Source organism: Leptolyngbya sp. CCY15150 (assembly GCF_016888135.1).
GTDB lineage: Bacteria > Cyanobacteriota > Cyanobacteriia > RECH01 > RECH01 > RECH01.
The window spans coordinates 31,485-47,889 of sequence record NZ_JACSWB010000147.1 but is presented as its reverse complement, the minus strand read 5'-3'; the positions used below and the strand labels follow the sequence as shown (position 1 = coordinate 47,889).

The window sequence follows — 16,405 nt, the reverse complement described above, 5'->3', positions numbered from 1 at the left end:
GATCAAGGCTGAGCGGTTTAGTTATATCTCTCCTGTCGCTATGCTCGTCCAGTCAAGAACGAGAATGATGGGAGAGCTATGGTATCTATGACCTATTGACCAGATAGGTATGCCATGGGGTTAACCGTTCCTTCGCTAGGTAGGTGAACCTCAAAGTGGAGGTGGGGGCCGGTGCTATAGCCCGTGCTGCCCATTTCCGCAATTTGCTGCCCTTGCTCCACGCTCTGCCCAGACTGAACTAGGTTGCGATTATTGTGGGCATAGCGGGTCATACTGCCATCGGCATGACGGATTTCCACCATGTTGCCATAGCCACCCGAGTTCCAACCGGAGAATTCTACAACACCAGGCGCAGCAGCCACGATCGGGGTGCCAACGGGAGCGCCAATGTCAATTCCCTGGTGCATCCGTCCCCAACGATAGCCATAACCAGAGGTCAGCACTCCGGTAGATGGCCAAATATAGCCGTTGAAGACTTCCGTTCCGCTAGGCAGGAAACGATCTGAACTAGACAAAGGAGGCAGTTCAGGAGAAACCATCCGTCCCGTGATAGGTTCGATCAACGGGCTATAGTTCTCAGCACCTAGAGGTGCCACAGCCACCAAATCTGGTTCAGGAGTAGAATCAGAATCAGATACTTCAGCGTCTTCCGGCACCCGAGGACGTTGTTCGGTCGTCACGGGTTCAAGCTGAAACTCAGGCGAACTCAGGTTTACCGAGCGAGCAGCGAGGGTTAACTCATCTGACTCAGCCGGTTCTGACGCCACATCCTCGGTCTGGATTGAGGGTGTTGCAACGGTGGTGCTGTTCTGTCCACCAAGGGACTGCTCTCGCAACGAAACCACGTCACTCAACAGTTGATCCAAATAGGACGGAGACTGTGCTGTGGGCGGAATCGAAAATTCCATAGGCTGGGAAGCCATTTCCGTTTCACTAGGAACAGCAGCGATCGTTTCAGCCTGTTCATCCGCTACGATGAGTGCCTCTGCTCCTGGCAAGGCTGCAGGTAGGTCTAGCTGCAGGGAATCGCTCGATGAACGTTGAGGCTGACCCAAGTCAAGCTGGAACTCGTCGCTCACCGACAAAGAACGGCTTGAGGTCGATGGGTTGGAAAACACCGGTGTTGTCGGAGCCGCTGCAATCAAGGAGACAGGCTCTTCGCTCAACGTCACCGAGGAGGAAGAAGGGGTTGGAATAGTTAGAACTTGCCCAACCAAAATAAAGTTTGGATTGGCAATGCGATTTTCCGTGACCAGCGTGTCTGGCGTAACATTGTAAGCCCTTGCAAGGCTGGCAATGGTGTCGCCGGGGGCCACTTCATGGGTGACATTCATGTTAGGCATGATGACGTCAGACGCTTGACCGTTTGACGTAGGAATCATCGGCCCAGAGTTGAAAGAAATCGCCGTACTAGGTTCTGGATTCGTCAGCCCTAGATCGAGGGAGTCTGTCAGATCAGTCTGACCTGATGGCAAAGAGGCGATCGAGACGGGCAGTTGCTCATCTAATTTGCTCTCTTGGCTCACCTCAGAGGGAGCGTCTAACTTAATATCGTTAATCCCAAACGTCTGCGAGCGGGGCAAGGTTCCAGGGGCCGTTGCTACTAGGTCTGGAAGCTGCTCTCCGGCTGTGACAGAGGTTCTCTCGGGAGCTGGAAGGCTGGATAGGCTTTCCAGGCTGGTGCGGAGCTGCTCTCGCTTTTGTTGAAGCAAGCGAAGCGCCTCGTCTTGCTCAGCCTTCAATTGACGATCCTGTTCACTGGCATCATTAAACTGACTGGATACCCGAACAGCAGGGGGAACGACCGGGATAGATGACGCTTGGCTCAAGCGAGATGACTCGCTCAATCCAATGGTGCTAGGAGCAGCGATCGCTACTTCCACGCCCGGAACGCGCACAACTTGCCCGACATACAGCGTTGCGTTGGGAGTTAGCCCATTAGCCGCTGTGATCAGACTGAGGTCTACCTGATACAAGCTCGAAATTTGCCAGAGTGTTTGCCCTTCCCGGACAACGTGCTCTGCAAATATCTCATCAGCACGAAAAACGGAACGATTAGCTTCGTCTGCCCCAGCGTTGGACTTCATGTCCTGGGATGATGGGGAAGCGGCTGCGGTGGTTGATTCCGCCGGCTTGGGTTCAGCCGCCGCTGCTTCATCTCCATGGCGGGGTAATAAAATACTGGACGCACCCATGGAGAGTGCTAGCCCTAGCATCGCGGCAGAGGTGCGAGACCTACGGCTACCGCTGACAGAAGCCTTTTGATTCTGCCCGATCGCATTAATATCAACGGAAAGCGAACTAGGCAGAGGCTTAACCTTCTGCGGAAATGCTCGTTTCAAAGAACGACCTCCTAATGACCAGCGTTCAACTGTCTTTGAGTGACTCAGCCGATGCAATCTAGCCCTTCTATGACTTGGATCACACTGAGAATGAGAGCAGGGTCACCAATCAAACTACATGCCTAGGTAAGATTACCTTGCTTCTATGGCTTAGACAAGCTTACACTAGTCCAACAAAAATTCAAGGCTGTGTAGGCTTAAGTAAAACTAATGCATCAGAAAACCTGAGTCGATAGAACCGTGGGAAATGGTAACGATAGCTGCAAAAAGAAGTCGCGTGAATGCTCTCTGTGAGACACTTTCTGCAATTTTAGGCATGATTATGTGGCGTTTTTGCCAACACATCATTCATCGTTTTTCTGCACGGATCCACTACACACCCCATAAAGCCAAACATCCATTGGGTTTGGAATGACAACGATAAACCACGACTGAGTGCATGAATCAAGCGACTCAAGCCCTTGTATATCGGTGGTTCTACAGCTAGTTCACTAATTTTTGTTCTAGGGATTAGGCGCTAGAGACCTTAAGAAAGTTCATTCACAACGATGACTTAAGTCATTAGACTGAATGCAGGGTTTGGGCAACAGAACAGAGTAGCTTATGAGCTTAATCCTCATCCATAAGGAATAGATCTGTTGATTGCTTTAACATACCCTAAAAATCCTAGATGCTATCGAATTTAAATGTGGGATTGGTTGATCATAAAATGCCCCAAGGCGCATTTAATCTTGATCTGCTGCCTCAAATCGAGTGCAATATAGAGATTTCTTATCGCAAAAGATCTTTGAATGTAGTCTAGGCAACGGACAAGATCTAAGACCCATTTAGCAAAACGCGATCGCCTGCTGTTGGGTCTGAGAGCCCTGCTGGCCCCATCAAAAACCCAGCCTGACGTTTCCAACATCAGGATTTGAGTTTGATACGCCCTGATCCTCGTCCCTGAGGTTGAACGTGACGCGCCTGCGATCGTGCCTGATCACCTTCAACCCTAGGCGCTTAAAACCTAGTGACCTTTTCACGATGCAACCGTCTTGTCCGGAGGTTCTCAGGGCCTCGGTCTATGAATAAATTTAAATGTAGGGCTCTAGTGCTTTTCTACAAAGCCTTACAGCGATCGCCATCCAACCATCTTATAGTCGGACATGGGGCTTTGCGTGGAGCAAATCAAGTTGCCGACGAGCTTCAAATAATCCAATCGCCACGCTCACCGACAGGTTGAGGCTACGCACATGGGGTTGCGACATCGGAATATGCACCCTAGCGTCACAGGCATCCAGCACATCCGATGGCAAACCCGCGGTTTCACAGCCAAACAGCAGCCAATCATCCGCCGCAAATTGAAAGCGGGCATAGCTTACAGAGCCCGACACGCTAAAGCCGACCCAACGTCCACCTTGCTGCTGGTGATACTGCTGAAATTGTTCTAGGGACTCGTGGTAGGTCACGTTGACATAGGGCCAATAGTCCAACCCAGCTCGCTTAAGCTGGCGATCGCTAATCTCAAATCCGAGGGGCCCGACAAGATGCAGCTCCGTCTCGGTTGCCGCACAGGTGCGGGCAATGTTGCCTGTGTTGGGTGGAATTTGGGGATGGACTAGAACAATACGAGGCATAGAACAAGATATATTTGTTTATCTTATGAATCAGCAACATTTCAACATCCATTGCAGCCCTCGATCGCCTTGAGGGCAGGTGAGTTCAATGCCATTAGGGCTCCAGAACCCCCTGCCTAGATGGTAGACAGCGATCGACACCGTATCGACACCGTTCGCAACCCGGTTCGGCCGATCTCCCATCTTTCAACCCGATCAGGATGGATGCAAAGGCCGAAGATTTCCGGCGAACTCACGCTTCAGGGCAGAAAGCGATCGAGGGCTGCCTTGAGTTCTTCAATCTCAATATCAATATTTCCTTCGCGAGCGGCTCGCCCCACACATTCGGTGAGGTGCTCATCCAGAATAATGCGTGCCACGCGGTCTAAAGCCCCACGAATGGCGGCAATTTGCACCAGCACATCCGGACAGGGCCGCCCCTCCTGCACCATCATCTTGATGCCACGGATATGTCCTTCGACACGGGAAAGCCGATTGATAATGCGGCGCAGGGATTCCTCATCATGAACGTGGGGATGGGCTGCATGGGCACTGCCAGGCTCTGATGCGTGATGATGGGACGATTGAGGCAGTTGCGGTGAAGCAGACTCAGACGTTGTCATAGGGATGCAGCGGCATATAGAAAGACGGACATACAAGGCTAGCGGCGAAGTAATGCCAACTAATCGTTACTTCTAGGGTAGCTTGAGATCTCAACTGCTTGACCAATCCTCAGCCTGGCAGACCTTGGCATCCTTCTATGGGGAACATCGAGAAACCCTAGGTGCAACGGTCTACGCCTTGAACTATTCATCTAGGCCATGGCTTAGTCCATAGCTGTTTATTCAGCATCCAGAGTCCACAGGGAGGCGATCGCTCCCCTGCCTATCCATGGAAAAGTCCCTCCGACTACATGCGTATATCGAAGGGACTAACGGCGATCGCGTCCAAAGCCATGAAATTAGGAAGGACGCGGGTTAACCAAGAACGGGTTACATGTCGTCGTCTACATCGAGATCCATGGCGGGCTTAACATCCATGACCGGCTCATCATCCATGATTGGGCCGATATTCATCGTGGGCTCAGAATCCACGCTGTCGCCATCATCCATGACTTGGGAGTTGTCATCGACGCTGGTGCCATCATCTATGACTTGGGAATTATCATCAATGACTTGAGAATAGTCATCATCTTGGAAATCACCGCCAAGGTTGTAGTTGGGGCGATTGGAAGGAAACTGTCCTCGATTACGAGCAATATCTGCCGGGAAAACATCTAGACCACCCTCCAGCTCATAGGTGCGAGCTGTGCGATCGTCTAGCACCACATCCTGCAGATCCAGGCTTTCGTCAAAGACGCTGGGCTCTTGGCTAGGATCAGGTTCCACCCCTGGCATATCCTCGTAAGCATTGAAGCCCGTCCCCGCTGGAATCAGACGACCAATAATCACGTTCTCCTTCAGCCCCCGTAGCCAGTCAGACTTGCCTTCAATGGCAGCTTCTGTGAGCACCCTTGTTGTCTCTTGGAAACTTGCCGCTGAGATGAAGCTGTCAGTATTCAACGAGGCTTTCGTAATCCCTAGCAATACAGGGGTGTAGTCAGCCGGAGCCCCACCCGTAATTGCCATGGCGCTATTCACCTGCTCGATCTGGTAGATTTCTACCAATTCACCGGGCAGCATGGTGGTATCACCCCCATCGTCAATCCGCGCCTTGGAGGTCATCTGACGCACGATCACTTCAATGTGTTTGTCTGAAATATCAATCCCTTGAGATTGGTAAACAGACTGCACTTCATTCACCAAGAACGTTTGTACCCGCTCTAGGCTGATCATGGCAGCTTCGTGGGTGCTGCTGGATTCGCGGTGGAGACGGAAGAAGACTTCCAGGATCTCATGGGGATTGGCAGGCCCATCGGTCAGCGGTTCTGCTGCCGCCACGCGCTGTCCATCCACCACCAACACGTTTTGTCCAGGACGAATGGGATATTCCGCAATCACCCCGTCATCTTCGATGACTTTCACTTCACCCACGTCATCATCGCTATAGATCACCTGAGCAGTGCCAGGACGATTAGCTAGAACGCAGGCTTCCTTGGGCTTTCTGGCTTCCAGCAATTCCTCAATCCGAGGTAGCCCTTGAATGATGTCTCCGGTTTTGGTGCGCTCAAACACCAGAATCACCAGGTTGTCTCCCCGCTGTACCAAGTCTCCATCATCAATATGGAGTACCGCACCTGATGAGACGCGATAGGGTCGAGCAATGCGCAAGACAATCTCTGCATCACGGGTTTCAATGACCTGTCCCGATTCTTCTAGAATGACGCCCTCGGCAATCTCGGCACCGGAGACCAGCAGATCACCCACCTTAACCCGAGGCGACTGTCCTTGCGTATCCACGGTAAAGAGATCATCTTGACGAACCACCAAAATACGGCGAATCGCTTCCACGCCTTGGCGAATCCCGCGAATTTCACCGCCGTCCTTACACTGGATTTCCGTGCGGGCTACGACAGCACCAGGAGCAATTTGATCGCCATCCTGCACCAAAATGCGAGTCTGGGTATTGCCTTGGGTCTGGTCTGCAACGATATCTCGACGGATCACCAAGGATTCCAAAATGACCAACTGCAGGCGCATGGTGTCTGGATCGGTTTCATCCGGCACCAATTCAATATCTGCAGCCAGTTGGGAAGCGTCTTGGTCAATTTCTAGCACTAACTGCGTGCGCAGCAACTCTACCCCTTCGACAGACTTGACGCGATCGCCATCTTTGTAGGGAATACGCTGAATAGCTCGGAGGCGAATAGACTGTCCAGAATCTTCGTTGATCGACTCTTGACTGGGGACAGACGGCTCATCTGGCACCGTAAATTCTGTCACAGGACGCAGCAAGAGAGCAGCTCCTTCTGGAGTTTCTACATACTCGATGTAGCGCAACTCATCCACCGACAGACCCGGTACAATTTCTTGCCCCGGCTGAGCTAGAGAACCATCTTTAGTCATCACCTCTTCGGGGTTGTCGGCCAGGTGCAAGTCTCCTGGCTTGATGACAATTTCCCGCAGAATGTCATTCTTCTGAGTAACTTCCACCACCCCATTGCTTTGACAGAAGATGTCTTTCACCACTTCTGTGCCCGCTTCAACATATTGCCCGTCTTCCACCAACAGCAGGGAGATGTCTTTATTCACCTCGTGGGCTTCTTCAGGAATCCAAAGCAGCACACCACCTTTGATGATCTCGTAGCCCTGCTTAGCTTTTCCTTTCTTCGCAGCAACTTCCACACCGGCGTATTTGATAATCCCACCGGTTTGGGTGCGGTAGCGAGTATCCACCAATTCTGCCACCACTTGACCATTGGTGACCTTGGTTCCCGGCGTAGCAATCAGGGAGAAACGCTGGTTGCTGTTGGTTTCAATTACGTAATGCTCCCGTCCTTGGAAGCTCTCCACGGTCACACTGGCTTGATCCAGCAAGACCGATGAGGTAATAATTTCAACCTCCCGACTGTTCTTACCGGCAGGATCTTGGGGCAAACGGACAATCCCACCTTGCTCGGTCACCAATTTGGTTTCTGCAAGGATATCGCTGCGGCCAATGCGATCGCCATTTTTCACCACAGGCTCTGCACCAGGGGGCAAGTTATAGACCTCCCCAGCCAGCACCCAGATCAAGCCACCCCGCTGGGCAATGCGCGTCGTGTTGCCCTGCCGGTCTTTCTTCTCTTCCGGAATCAAATCCGCAAAGCGAACTTCACCCGCGAGATCCGAGGCAACATCCTTGGTGGCCTTCTCCGTAATCTGGCGCGTGCGGCCAGTGGCCGACATTTCCGAAATAATCTGCCCTTCCTTCACCGGGTCGCCATCATCTTTAAAGAGAATGGAGCCTGCCGCCACCGCTAGCTTCTTCTTGCGATCGCCCTGTTCAACCACCACATCCATGTTGCTTTCCACAATCATGGCGTCATCACCGTGGCGGGTGCGGAAGGAGCGAACCCGGAATTTCTTGCTCTTGTCGATGCGCAACACACCATTGAAAGGTGCCCGCACTTGCTGAGCCACTTCCCCAGTGAACACCCCACCGGTGTGGAAGGTACGCATGGTGAGCTGGGTACCAGGTTCACCAATAGACTGAGCCGCAATAATGCCAACGGCCTCGCCGAGATCCACCATTTCAGCATGAGCCAAGCTCCAGCCATAGCAATGCTGACAGACAGAACGCGTTGCTTCACAGGTAAGGGGCGATCGCACCACGACCCGCTCAATCTTGGCCTCGCCAATCAACTCGGCAATTTCATCGGAAACAGCTTGGTTGCGAGCCAGAATCAGTTCACCGGTTTCAGGATGCAGCACATCTTCTGCCATCACCCGACCCAGCAGTCGATCCTTCAGGGGAATCAACACCCGTTCCCCATCGGTCATACTGCGAGCTGGAATACCGCGCTGCGTACCGCAGTCTAGCTCCCGAATGATCACATCCTGAGACACATCCACCAACCGACGGGTGAGGTAACCCGAGTCAGCCGTTCGCAGGGCGGTATCTACCAATCCCTTACGGGCACCGTAGGACGAAATGATATATTCCGTTACCGTCAGTCCTTCCCGGAAGTTGGTCTTAATCGGCAAGTCAATAATCTGCCCTTGCGGATCCGCCATCAGTCCGCGCATCCCCACCAACTGACGCACCTGAGAGATATTCCCCCGGGCTCCGGAGAACGCCATCATATAGACCGAGTTGAGAGGATTTCGGGAACGGAAGTGGCGAACCACCTCATCCTTCAGCTCCTCACTGGTGCTGTTCCAAGTGTCAATCACCTTTTGGAAGCGCTCAACTTCCGTGATCTCACCACGGGTGTATCGAGACTCGGTGGTGCGAATTTCTTCCTCCGCAGCCTCCAGCAGTTGCCGCTTACTGGGCGGTACTTCTAGATCATCGACGCTAATCGATACCCCAGCTCGGGTCGCATACTTAAACCCCAGATCCTTCAGTTCATCGGCCATCTGGGCTGTGCGAGCCGTACCGTAGTGGGTGAAGGCCCAAGACACAATATTCCGCAACTGCTTCTTATCGATCACGCGGTTATAAAAAACCGGCTTTTGCTCTAACTGCTGAGTTGGTTGTTGATCTGCCATGGTTCTCCCTTGCCCCTCAAAACAATGCATCTGATGCGATCGCCCCTAGGTGATGGGCGATCGCTCCGTCGCCAAACCCTGTACGACAGCCCCTAGGTCATCAAAACGTCGTGAATCGTTTTGTTGTAAATGATGCGCCCCGGCGTCGTTCGAACATACTGAGAAATAATATTGCCCTCTGCATCCTCACGCACCCGTCGGAATTTGTACACCCGAGTGGTGATTCCTTCGTCGGTGCGAGACTCCTCTAGGGGTTCTCCTTCCTTTTCGCCGCTATCAACCGGCCCATCAAACCGTACCCACACATGGGCATGGAGAGACACCTGCTTTTGCTCATAGGCAATCACCACGTCATCCATGCTAGAGAAGTAACGCCCACTGCCCAGTTGCTGCTTGGGGTTGTCCACGGTGAGATAGTAGCAGCCCAACACCATATCTTGGCTAGGGGTCACAATCGGACGCCCCGTTGCCGGCGACAGAATGTTGTTCGAAGCCAGCATCAGTAAGCGAGCCTCCGCTTGAGCTTCTAGGGAGAGCGGCACATGCACCGCCATTTGGTCTCCATCAAAGTCAGCGTTGAAGGCCGGACAAACTAGAGGATGAATCTGAATCGCTCGTCCTTCCACCAAAATTGGCTCGAAGGCCTGAATCCCCAAACGGTGCAGCGTCGGTGCCCGGTTCAGCATCACCGGGTGTCCTTCAATCACCTCTTCCAACACATCCCAAATGCTGGGATCATTACGCTGGATCAGCTTCTTAGCCGCCTTGATATTGTTGACTAGACCTTGACGAATCAAGCGGTGAATGACGAAGGGCTGGAATAGCTCAATGGCCATTTCCTTCGGCAGCCCACACTGGTGCATCTTCAGGTTGGGCCCCACCACAATCACCGAACGACCGGAGTAGTCTACCCGTTTCCCTAGCAAGTTCTGCCGGAATCGTCCTTGCTTCCCTTCAATGATGTCAGACAAGGACTTCAGAGGACGGTTATTAGCGCCAACGACAGTACGCCCCCGCCGACCGTTATCAATCAACGCATCCACAGCTTCCTGGAGCATGCGCTTTTCGTTGCGCACAATGATTTCCGGTGCCAGAATTTCCTGGAGACGGGCTAGGCGATTATTTCGGTTAATCACCCGACGATAGAGATCGTTCAAATCTGAGGTTGCAAAGCGTCCCCCGTCGAGCTGCACCATGGGACGGAGATCCGGCGGAATCACCGGAATCACATTCAGCACCATGTGCTCTGGTCGGGAACCGGTAGCCACAAAGTTATCAATCACCCGCAGGCGCTTAATCAACTTGGCGCGTTTTTGCCCCTTAGCACCGGCAATTTCTTCCCGCAGTTGCTCTGCCTCAGCTTCGAGGTTCAGATCTTCTAGAAGTCGCTGGAGGGCTTCAGCGCCAATCCCAACTTCTACGCCAGACAGATCAGAATCTTCGCTGTACAGCTGATCTTCAATTTCGATCCATTGATCTTCCGTCAGCAACTGTTTGTAGGCCAGGTTATCGGCATTGCCTGGGCTTAACACCACGTAGGCATTGAAGTAGACAATTTGTTCCACATCCCGCAAGGGCATATCCAACAGGATTGCCATGTAGCTAGGAATTCCCTTGAGATACCAAACGTGGGCAACCGGGGCAGCCAACTTGATATAGCCCATGCGGTGGCGGCGCACCCGTGACTCTGTCACCTCTACACCGCAGCGCTCACAGACAATCCCTCTATGGCGCACCCGCTTGTATTTGCCACAGTGGCATTCCCAATCCTTAGCGGGGCCAAAAATCCGCTCGCAGAACAAGCCATCCATTTCAGGCTTGAGCGTTCGGTAATTGATGGTTTCGGGCTTGGTCACCTCACCCACGACCATGCCGTTGGGCAGGGTGCGCTCACCCCACTGCCGGATTCGATCGGGCGATGCCAGCCCAATTTTGACGTAGTCGAACCGTTGCTCTATTTTGGGCATCCGTGATCACTTCCTTTAATAGTGCTGACAGAGGAACTGGGACAGAGATAATCGTGGAGGTAGGCGATCGCTGCAAGCTGGGCCATGGTGTTATCCCAAACGAAGGAGACAAGCTCTTAGTCTAGGGAATACCGTAGCCGGGCGATCGCCCCTCTCCTAGAGTTGCTCTCCAACTTCTTCAGTGTCTTCCTCACGGGACACTGATTCGTAGGTGGGACGAGATGGAGCTCGACGACTACTAACGTCTGCCATGAGATCCACTTCCACATCGCGGCTGCTGCCGTCTTCATTGGTTTCAAGCTTGTGAGCAGCAATATCTAAACAGAGGGACTGCAGCTCTCGCATCAAAACCTTAAAGGATTCAGGGGTACCTGGACGAGGAATGGCCTTGCCTTTGACAATGGCATTGAGGGCTTCGTTGCGTCCCTGCATATCATCCGACTTCACGGTCAGAAGCTCTTGCAGGGTATAGGATGCACCAAAGGCTTCCAGCGCCCAAACTTCCATTTCGCCAAATCGCTGACCACCTTGCTGAGCCTTACCACCCAAGGGCTGCTGAGTCACCAAGGAGTATGGCCCCGTTGAGCGAGCATGAATCTTATCGTCCACTAAGTGAACCAGCTTCAGCATGTAGGCCGTACCCACCGTCACCGGACGATCAAACGGCTCGCCTGTTCGCCCGTCATAGACTTGGATCTTGCCAGGATTCTCTGGATCAAAGATCCAGTCTTTACCCGTTTCTTCCCGAGCCTCCAGCAGTTTGCCATGGGTGATGCTGCGGGACGCTTCCTGCCCATACATTTCGTCAAACGGCGTCACCTTAAAGCGAGTATTGAGGTTGTGGCCAGCCCAACCCAATAGGCACTCGAAGACCTGACCCACGTTCATCCGAGACGGCACCCCTAGAGGGTTAAGAGCAATGTCAATGGGGGTTCCATCAGGCAGATAGGGCATGTCTTCAATCGGCAAGATTCGGGAAATAATCCCTTTGTTGCCGTGGCGTCCAGCCATCTTGTCGCCCACCTGAATTTTCCGCTTCTGGGCCACATACACCCGAACCACCATGTTGGCCCCCGGCGGCAGCTCATCCCCTTGCTCGCGGGTAAAGACGCGGACATCCACAACCCGGCCTTTCTCACCGTTGGGCACTCGCAGGGAATTATCTCGCACATCTCGGGCTTTTTCCCCGAAAATAGCGCGCAGCAGTTTTTCTTCCGGTGGCTGGTCAGACTCGCCCTTAGGCGTCACCTTACCCACCAAAATGTCGCTAGCCTCTACCCATGCCCCGATCCGAATGATCCCCGTTTCGTCAAGCTGACGCAGGGCATCTTCACCAACGTTGGGGATTTCTCGGGTAATTTCTTCAGGGCCAAGCTTGGTCTGACGTGCCTCAATTTCATACTTTTCAATGTGAATCGAGGTGTAGACGTCTTCATACACCAAGCGCTCGCTAATAAGGATTGCATCCTCATAGTTGTATCCCTCCCACGGCATATAGGAGATGATGACGTTTTGACCGAGGGCAATCTCACCCCCTTCCGTGGCAGAACCATCCGCCAAGACCTGGCCGAGCACCACGCGATCGCCTTCAAAGACAATAGGGCGTTGGTTCAAGCAAGTATCTTGGTTGGAGCGTTGGTACTTCTGAACAATATGTTCAATCTCCTGCCCCTGATCATCGCGCACCACAATCCGGGTAGCGTCCACATAGGTGACTTCCCCATCCACTCGCGAGAGAATCACCATCCCCGAGTCACGGGCAGCCTGCGCCTCCAACCCAGTTCCCACCAGGGGACGCTCTGGGCGTAGCAAGGGGACGGCCTGCCGCTGCATGTTCGAGCCCATCAAGGCTCGGTTCGCATCATCGTGCTCTAGGAAGGGAATCAGGGATGTGGCGACAGAAATAATCTGTACTGGAGAAATCGCTACATAGTCCACCTCGGTGGGGGTGGTGGTAGTGAATTCCTGCCGGTAGCGTACCGGTACGGTTTCACCCAAAATGTAGCCTTCTTCATCCAGGGGAATATCCCCCGGTGCCACCCGCAGGTCGTCCTCTTCATCCGCGGTCATATAGAGCGGCGCTTGCTCCTTCAGCACCCGGCCATTTTCTACCGGATACGACGGCGTTTCAATGAACCCATAGGCATTGACGCGCGCGTGGGTTGCCAAAGAACCAATCAGACCAGCGTTCGGGCCTTCTGGCGTCTCAATCGGACAAATCCGTCCATAGTGAGAGGGGTGAATATCTCGCACGGCAAAGCCCGCCCGCTCCCGGGTAAGACCACCTGGGCCCAAGGCACTGAGACGGCGTTTGTGCGTCAGCTCTGCCAGAGGATTGGTTTGATCCATGAACTGGGAAAGCTGGGAAGAGCCGAAGAATTCCTTGATGGCAGCCACCAAGGGCTTAGGGTTCACCAAAGAGGCTGGGGTCAGCGATTCGGCATCTGACACGGTCATCCGTTCCCGAATGATCCGCTCTAGGCGATTGAGACCAACACGCACCTGGTTTTGCAACAGCTCACCCACCGATCGCACTCGACGGTTGCCTAAGTGGTCGATGTCATCAATGGTGCCGATATCAAACTCTAGGTTGATCAGATAATCGATCGCCGCCAGGATATCTTGAGGCGTCAGCACCCGCATGGTGTCAGGAATACTCAGGCGCAGCTTGCGGTTGAGCTTGTAGCGACCCACCCGTCCAAGGTCGTAACGCTTAGGATCAAAGAAGCGAGATTCTAGCAGTTGTTGTCCACCAGACACCGTCGGCGGCTCACCCGGACGCAGCTTGCGATACAGCTCCATGAGAGCTTCATCTTCGCTAAACTGCCCTTCTTTGTCGATGGTCTTTTGGAAATACTCAGGATGGCGCAGGGCATCAAAGATTTCGCTATCGTTCAAGCCTAGGGCCTTGAGCAAGACCTGGGCGGATAGCTTACGAGTCTTATCAATCCGTACCCAGACCAAGTCATTCTTGTCGGTCTCAAACTTCAGCCATGCGCCTCGGTTAGGAATGAGACTGGCATTGTAGGTACGCCGGCCATTTTTGTCCGTTTCCGCCTTGTAGTAGACCCCAGGGCTACGCACAATTTGGTTAACAATAACCCGCTCTGCTCCATTGATGATGAAGGTACCGCGATCGGTCATCAGCGGTAGGTCACCGATGAAGACTTCCTGCTCCTTGATCTCACCCGTTTCTTTGTTAATCAGCCGAGTGGGGACATACATCTGAACGGCGTAGGTACTATCCCGCCGCTTAGCCTCATCGACATCATACTTCGGGCGCTTGAGTTTGTAGTTGTGACCAAGAAAATGAAGTTCTAGCTTCCCGGTGTAGTCTGTAATCGGGGAGTAACTATTGAGTTCTTCGATCAATCCTTCTTCAAGAAACCAACGGAAACTAGCCCGCTGAATCTCAACTAGGTCTGGTAGAGTGAAGGCGGGTGAAGTCTGGGTTAAATTAGTCATGCGTCTCCTCAAGCAAGTCACGCCCTATGGGTGGTCAAGATTACTCTTGGTGGGTGAGTGTCGTCAACACAAAAATTCAGACCCTACAATCCTGTAGAGACTGATCTCGTCAAACTCACGGATGATGCGATCGCCAAGCAAATCGGGTCAAATATAAATAGCAACTTTCACGGCGTAAAAGCAATAGTCGGGTAATAGTTGGGTCAGTAATAAGCAAGGGCACGTAGGTAGGCTTTAGATCGGACAGGCATCCCAACCATAGATTAACGAAGAAGTTTAGGAATTGGGCCATTCCTTTGGTTAGCATCAAGTTCCTTAACAGCAAACGTGATGACAGCTCTATCACAAAACATAACAGCGGGCACTGATCTTAGAAAGAGCAGCCCCCATGCGATCACCTAGCCGGGTCATACAGACATAAACTGGTTTTACTATTATGCCCCAATAACTTGACTCTAACCGAAAAATATGGGCCGAATTTCTATGATGGTGGTCAGCAACGGTAAATCACAGATGACTAACCTTTAGCGTTGGCATAGACGTCAGGAACAGTTATGCCAAACAGTCTACAGGCGTTTTGAGTGGTCTGGGTGGCGATCGCCTCCAGAGAGACACCTCGCAGCTCGGCTAGTTTTTCAGCGACAAACCGTACATGAGCCGGTTGGTTACGCCGTTCCTTGCGTTTGGGCACGGGCGACAGAAAAGGGCAATCTGTTTCAATCAACAGGCGATCGCTGGGTACATGCTGGGCTGAAGCTTGAACTTGGTGTGCGTTTTTAAACGTCACAATGCCGCTAAAGCTGACGTAAAACCCTAAATCAAGAAACCCTTGCGTTTCTTCTGGAGTGCCGCTCCAGCAATGCATCACGCCCGACACGGATCCAACATGCTCAAAAAACTCTATCAAAATGTGCTGCATGGCTACGGCAGCATCTCGACAGTGGACAATGATGGGCAACCCTAGGTCGTGGGCGATCGCTAACTGAGAGCGAAAGACCTCAACCTGCCGATCCTGGTCATCTGCTTTGTAGAAATCCAGGCCCATTTCTCCAATGGCAACAACCCGTTGATCAGACTGAGCTAAATCCCGAATTTGAGCGGCAGTCTGATCGGTCCACTTGTCGGCGTCGAGAGGATGGAGTCCCACAGCAAAGGAAATTTCTGGGAACCCATCAGCGATCGCCTGAATTCTAGGAAACTCTGATGGCTCAACACAGGAATGCACTAATCGGACAACACCAGCATCTCGCCAGGCTTGGGCAACATCGGGCAAATCGGCTTGGAAACTCTCAAAGTTTAGATGAACGTGGGTGTCAATCAACTGCATAGATGGACAGACAAAATCTCCGTGGAGAACAACTAGAGGTGAGACACAACGTTCAGAATGATTCTCGACGTAGATCGGCAGAATCCAGACGGGGTGCGGAGCAGGAGCTACCTAGTGCTAGCGAGCAAGGGCTAGGATGAGGCAGTCGCCATTTTTTCCTTCAGGGCTTTAGCAAGACGTGCCTTTCTACGAGCACCTGTATTGCTATGGAGCACGCCCCGCTTCACGGCCTTGTCGATTTTGCTGTAGGCAGCGGAGATGCGTTGTTCTACCTCTTGCTGGGCTTCCGGCGTCGGATTGGCAGCATAGGCATCTAAAGCCGTAAAGTACCGCTTGATCAGCGTTCTGGATGCTGAACGATAGAATTTATTCCGGAGGCGATTGCGCTCCGTAATGTTAATGCGCTTGATTGCAGACTTGATGTTTGCCACGGCTCGAATCTAATTTAGGTGTAAGTGATCACAACTTTGGCGAAAATCTATCATAACAAAAGATGTTCCATCTCGCGTAAATTCTGCCAAGGTTGTCAGGGAAATGACCATGATTGAGAGAAAATCCGAGTTAAGCTAGACAACAG

The 16,405-nt window shown here is 52.6% G+C and carries 8 protein-coding genes; all 8 read right to left on the bottom strand.

Annotation, left to right across the window (positions count from 1 at the left end):
- Positions 1-92 precede the first annotated feature (92 nt).
- The 8 genes from JUJ53_RS05785 to rpsT all read right to left on the bottom strand — a co-directional run bounded on the left by JUJ53_RS05785 (position 93) and on the right by rpsT (position 16,259).
- Positions 93-2,342, bottom strand: coding sequence for a peptidoglycan DD-metalloendopeptidase family protein (locus JUJ53_RS05785; protein WP_204151041.1), 2,250 nt, complete (start codon positions 2,340-2,342; stop codon positions 93-95).
- A 1,133-nt stretch (positions 2,343-3,475) separates the two neighbouring features.
- Complete coding sequence (locus JUJ53_RS05780; protein WP_204151040.1) at positions 3,476-3,958, bottom strand: tRNA (cytidine(34)-2'-O)-methyltransferase; 483 nt, start codon at positions 3,956-3,958, stop codon at positions 3,476-3,478.
- A 239-nt stretch (positions 3,959-4,197) separates the two neighbouring features.
- Entirely contained in the window at positions 4,198-4,560 is a 363-nt protein-coding gene (locus JUJ53_RS05775; RefSeq protein WP_204151039.1) for a metal-sensitive transcriptional regulator, read from the bottom strand.
- A gap of 369 nt (positions 4,561-4,929) precedes the next feature.
- Positions 4,930-9,069 carry a DNA-directed RNA polymerase subunit beta' gene (locus tag JUJ53_RS05770; protein WP_204151038.1) on the bottom strand — a complete coding sequence of 1,380 codons (4,140 nt, stop codon included), beginning with the start codon at positions 9,067-9,069 and terminating at the stop codon, positions 4,930-4,932.
- Positions 9,070-9,161: 92 nt separating this feature from the next.
- Entirely contained in the window at positions 9,162-11,036 is a 1,875-nt protein-coding gene (locus JUJ53_RS05765) for a DNA-directed RNA polymerase subunit gamma (RefSeq protein WP_204151037.1), read from the bottom strand.
- A 156-nt stretch (positions 11,037-11,192) separates the two neighbouring features.
- Entirely contained in the window at positions 11,193-14,501 is a 3,309-nt protein-coding gene (gene rpoB, locus JUJ53_RS05760) for a DNA-directed RNA polymerase subunit beta (protein ID WP_204151036.1), read from the bottom strand.
- Between the two features lie 517 nt (positions 14,502-15,018).
- Complete coding sequence (locus JUJ53_RS05755) at positions 15,019-15,828, bottom strand: TatD family hydrolase (RefSeq protein WP_204151035.1); 810 nt, start codon at positions 15,826-15,828, stop codon at positions 15,019-15,021.
- A 131-nt stretch (positions 15,829-15,959) separates the two neighbouring features.
- The gene (rpsT, locus tag JUJ53_RS05750; protein ID WP_204151034.1) at positions 15,960-16,259 is read right to left on the bottom strand and encodes a 30S ribosomal protein S20; all 300 of its coding nucleotides are present in this window, start codon (positions 16,257-16,259) and stop codon (positions 15,960-15,962) included.
- Positions 16,260-16,405 lie beyond the last annotated feature (146 nt).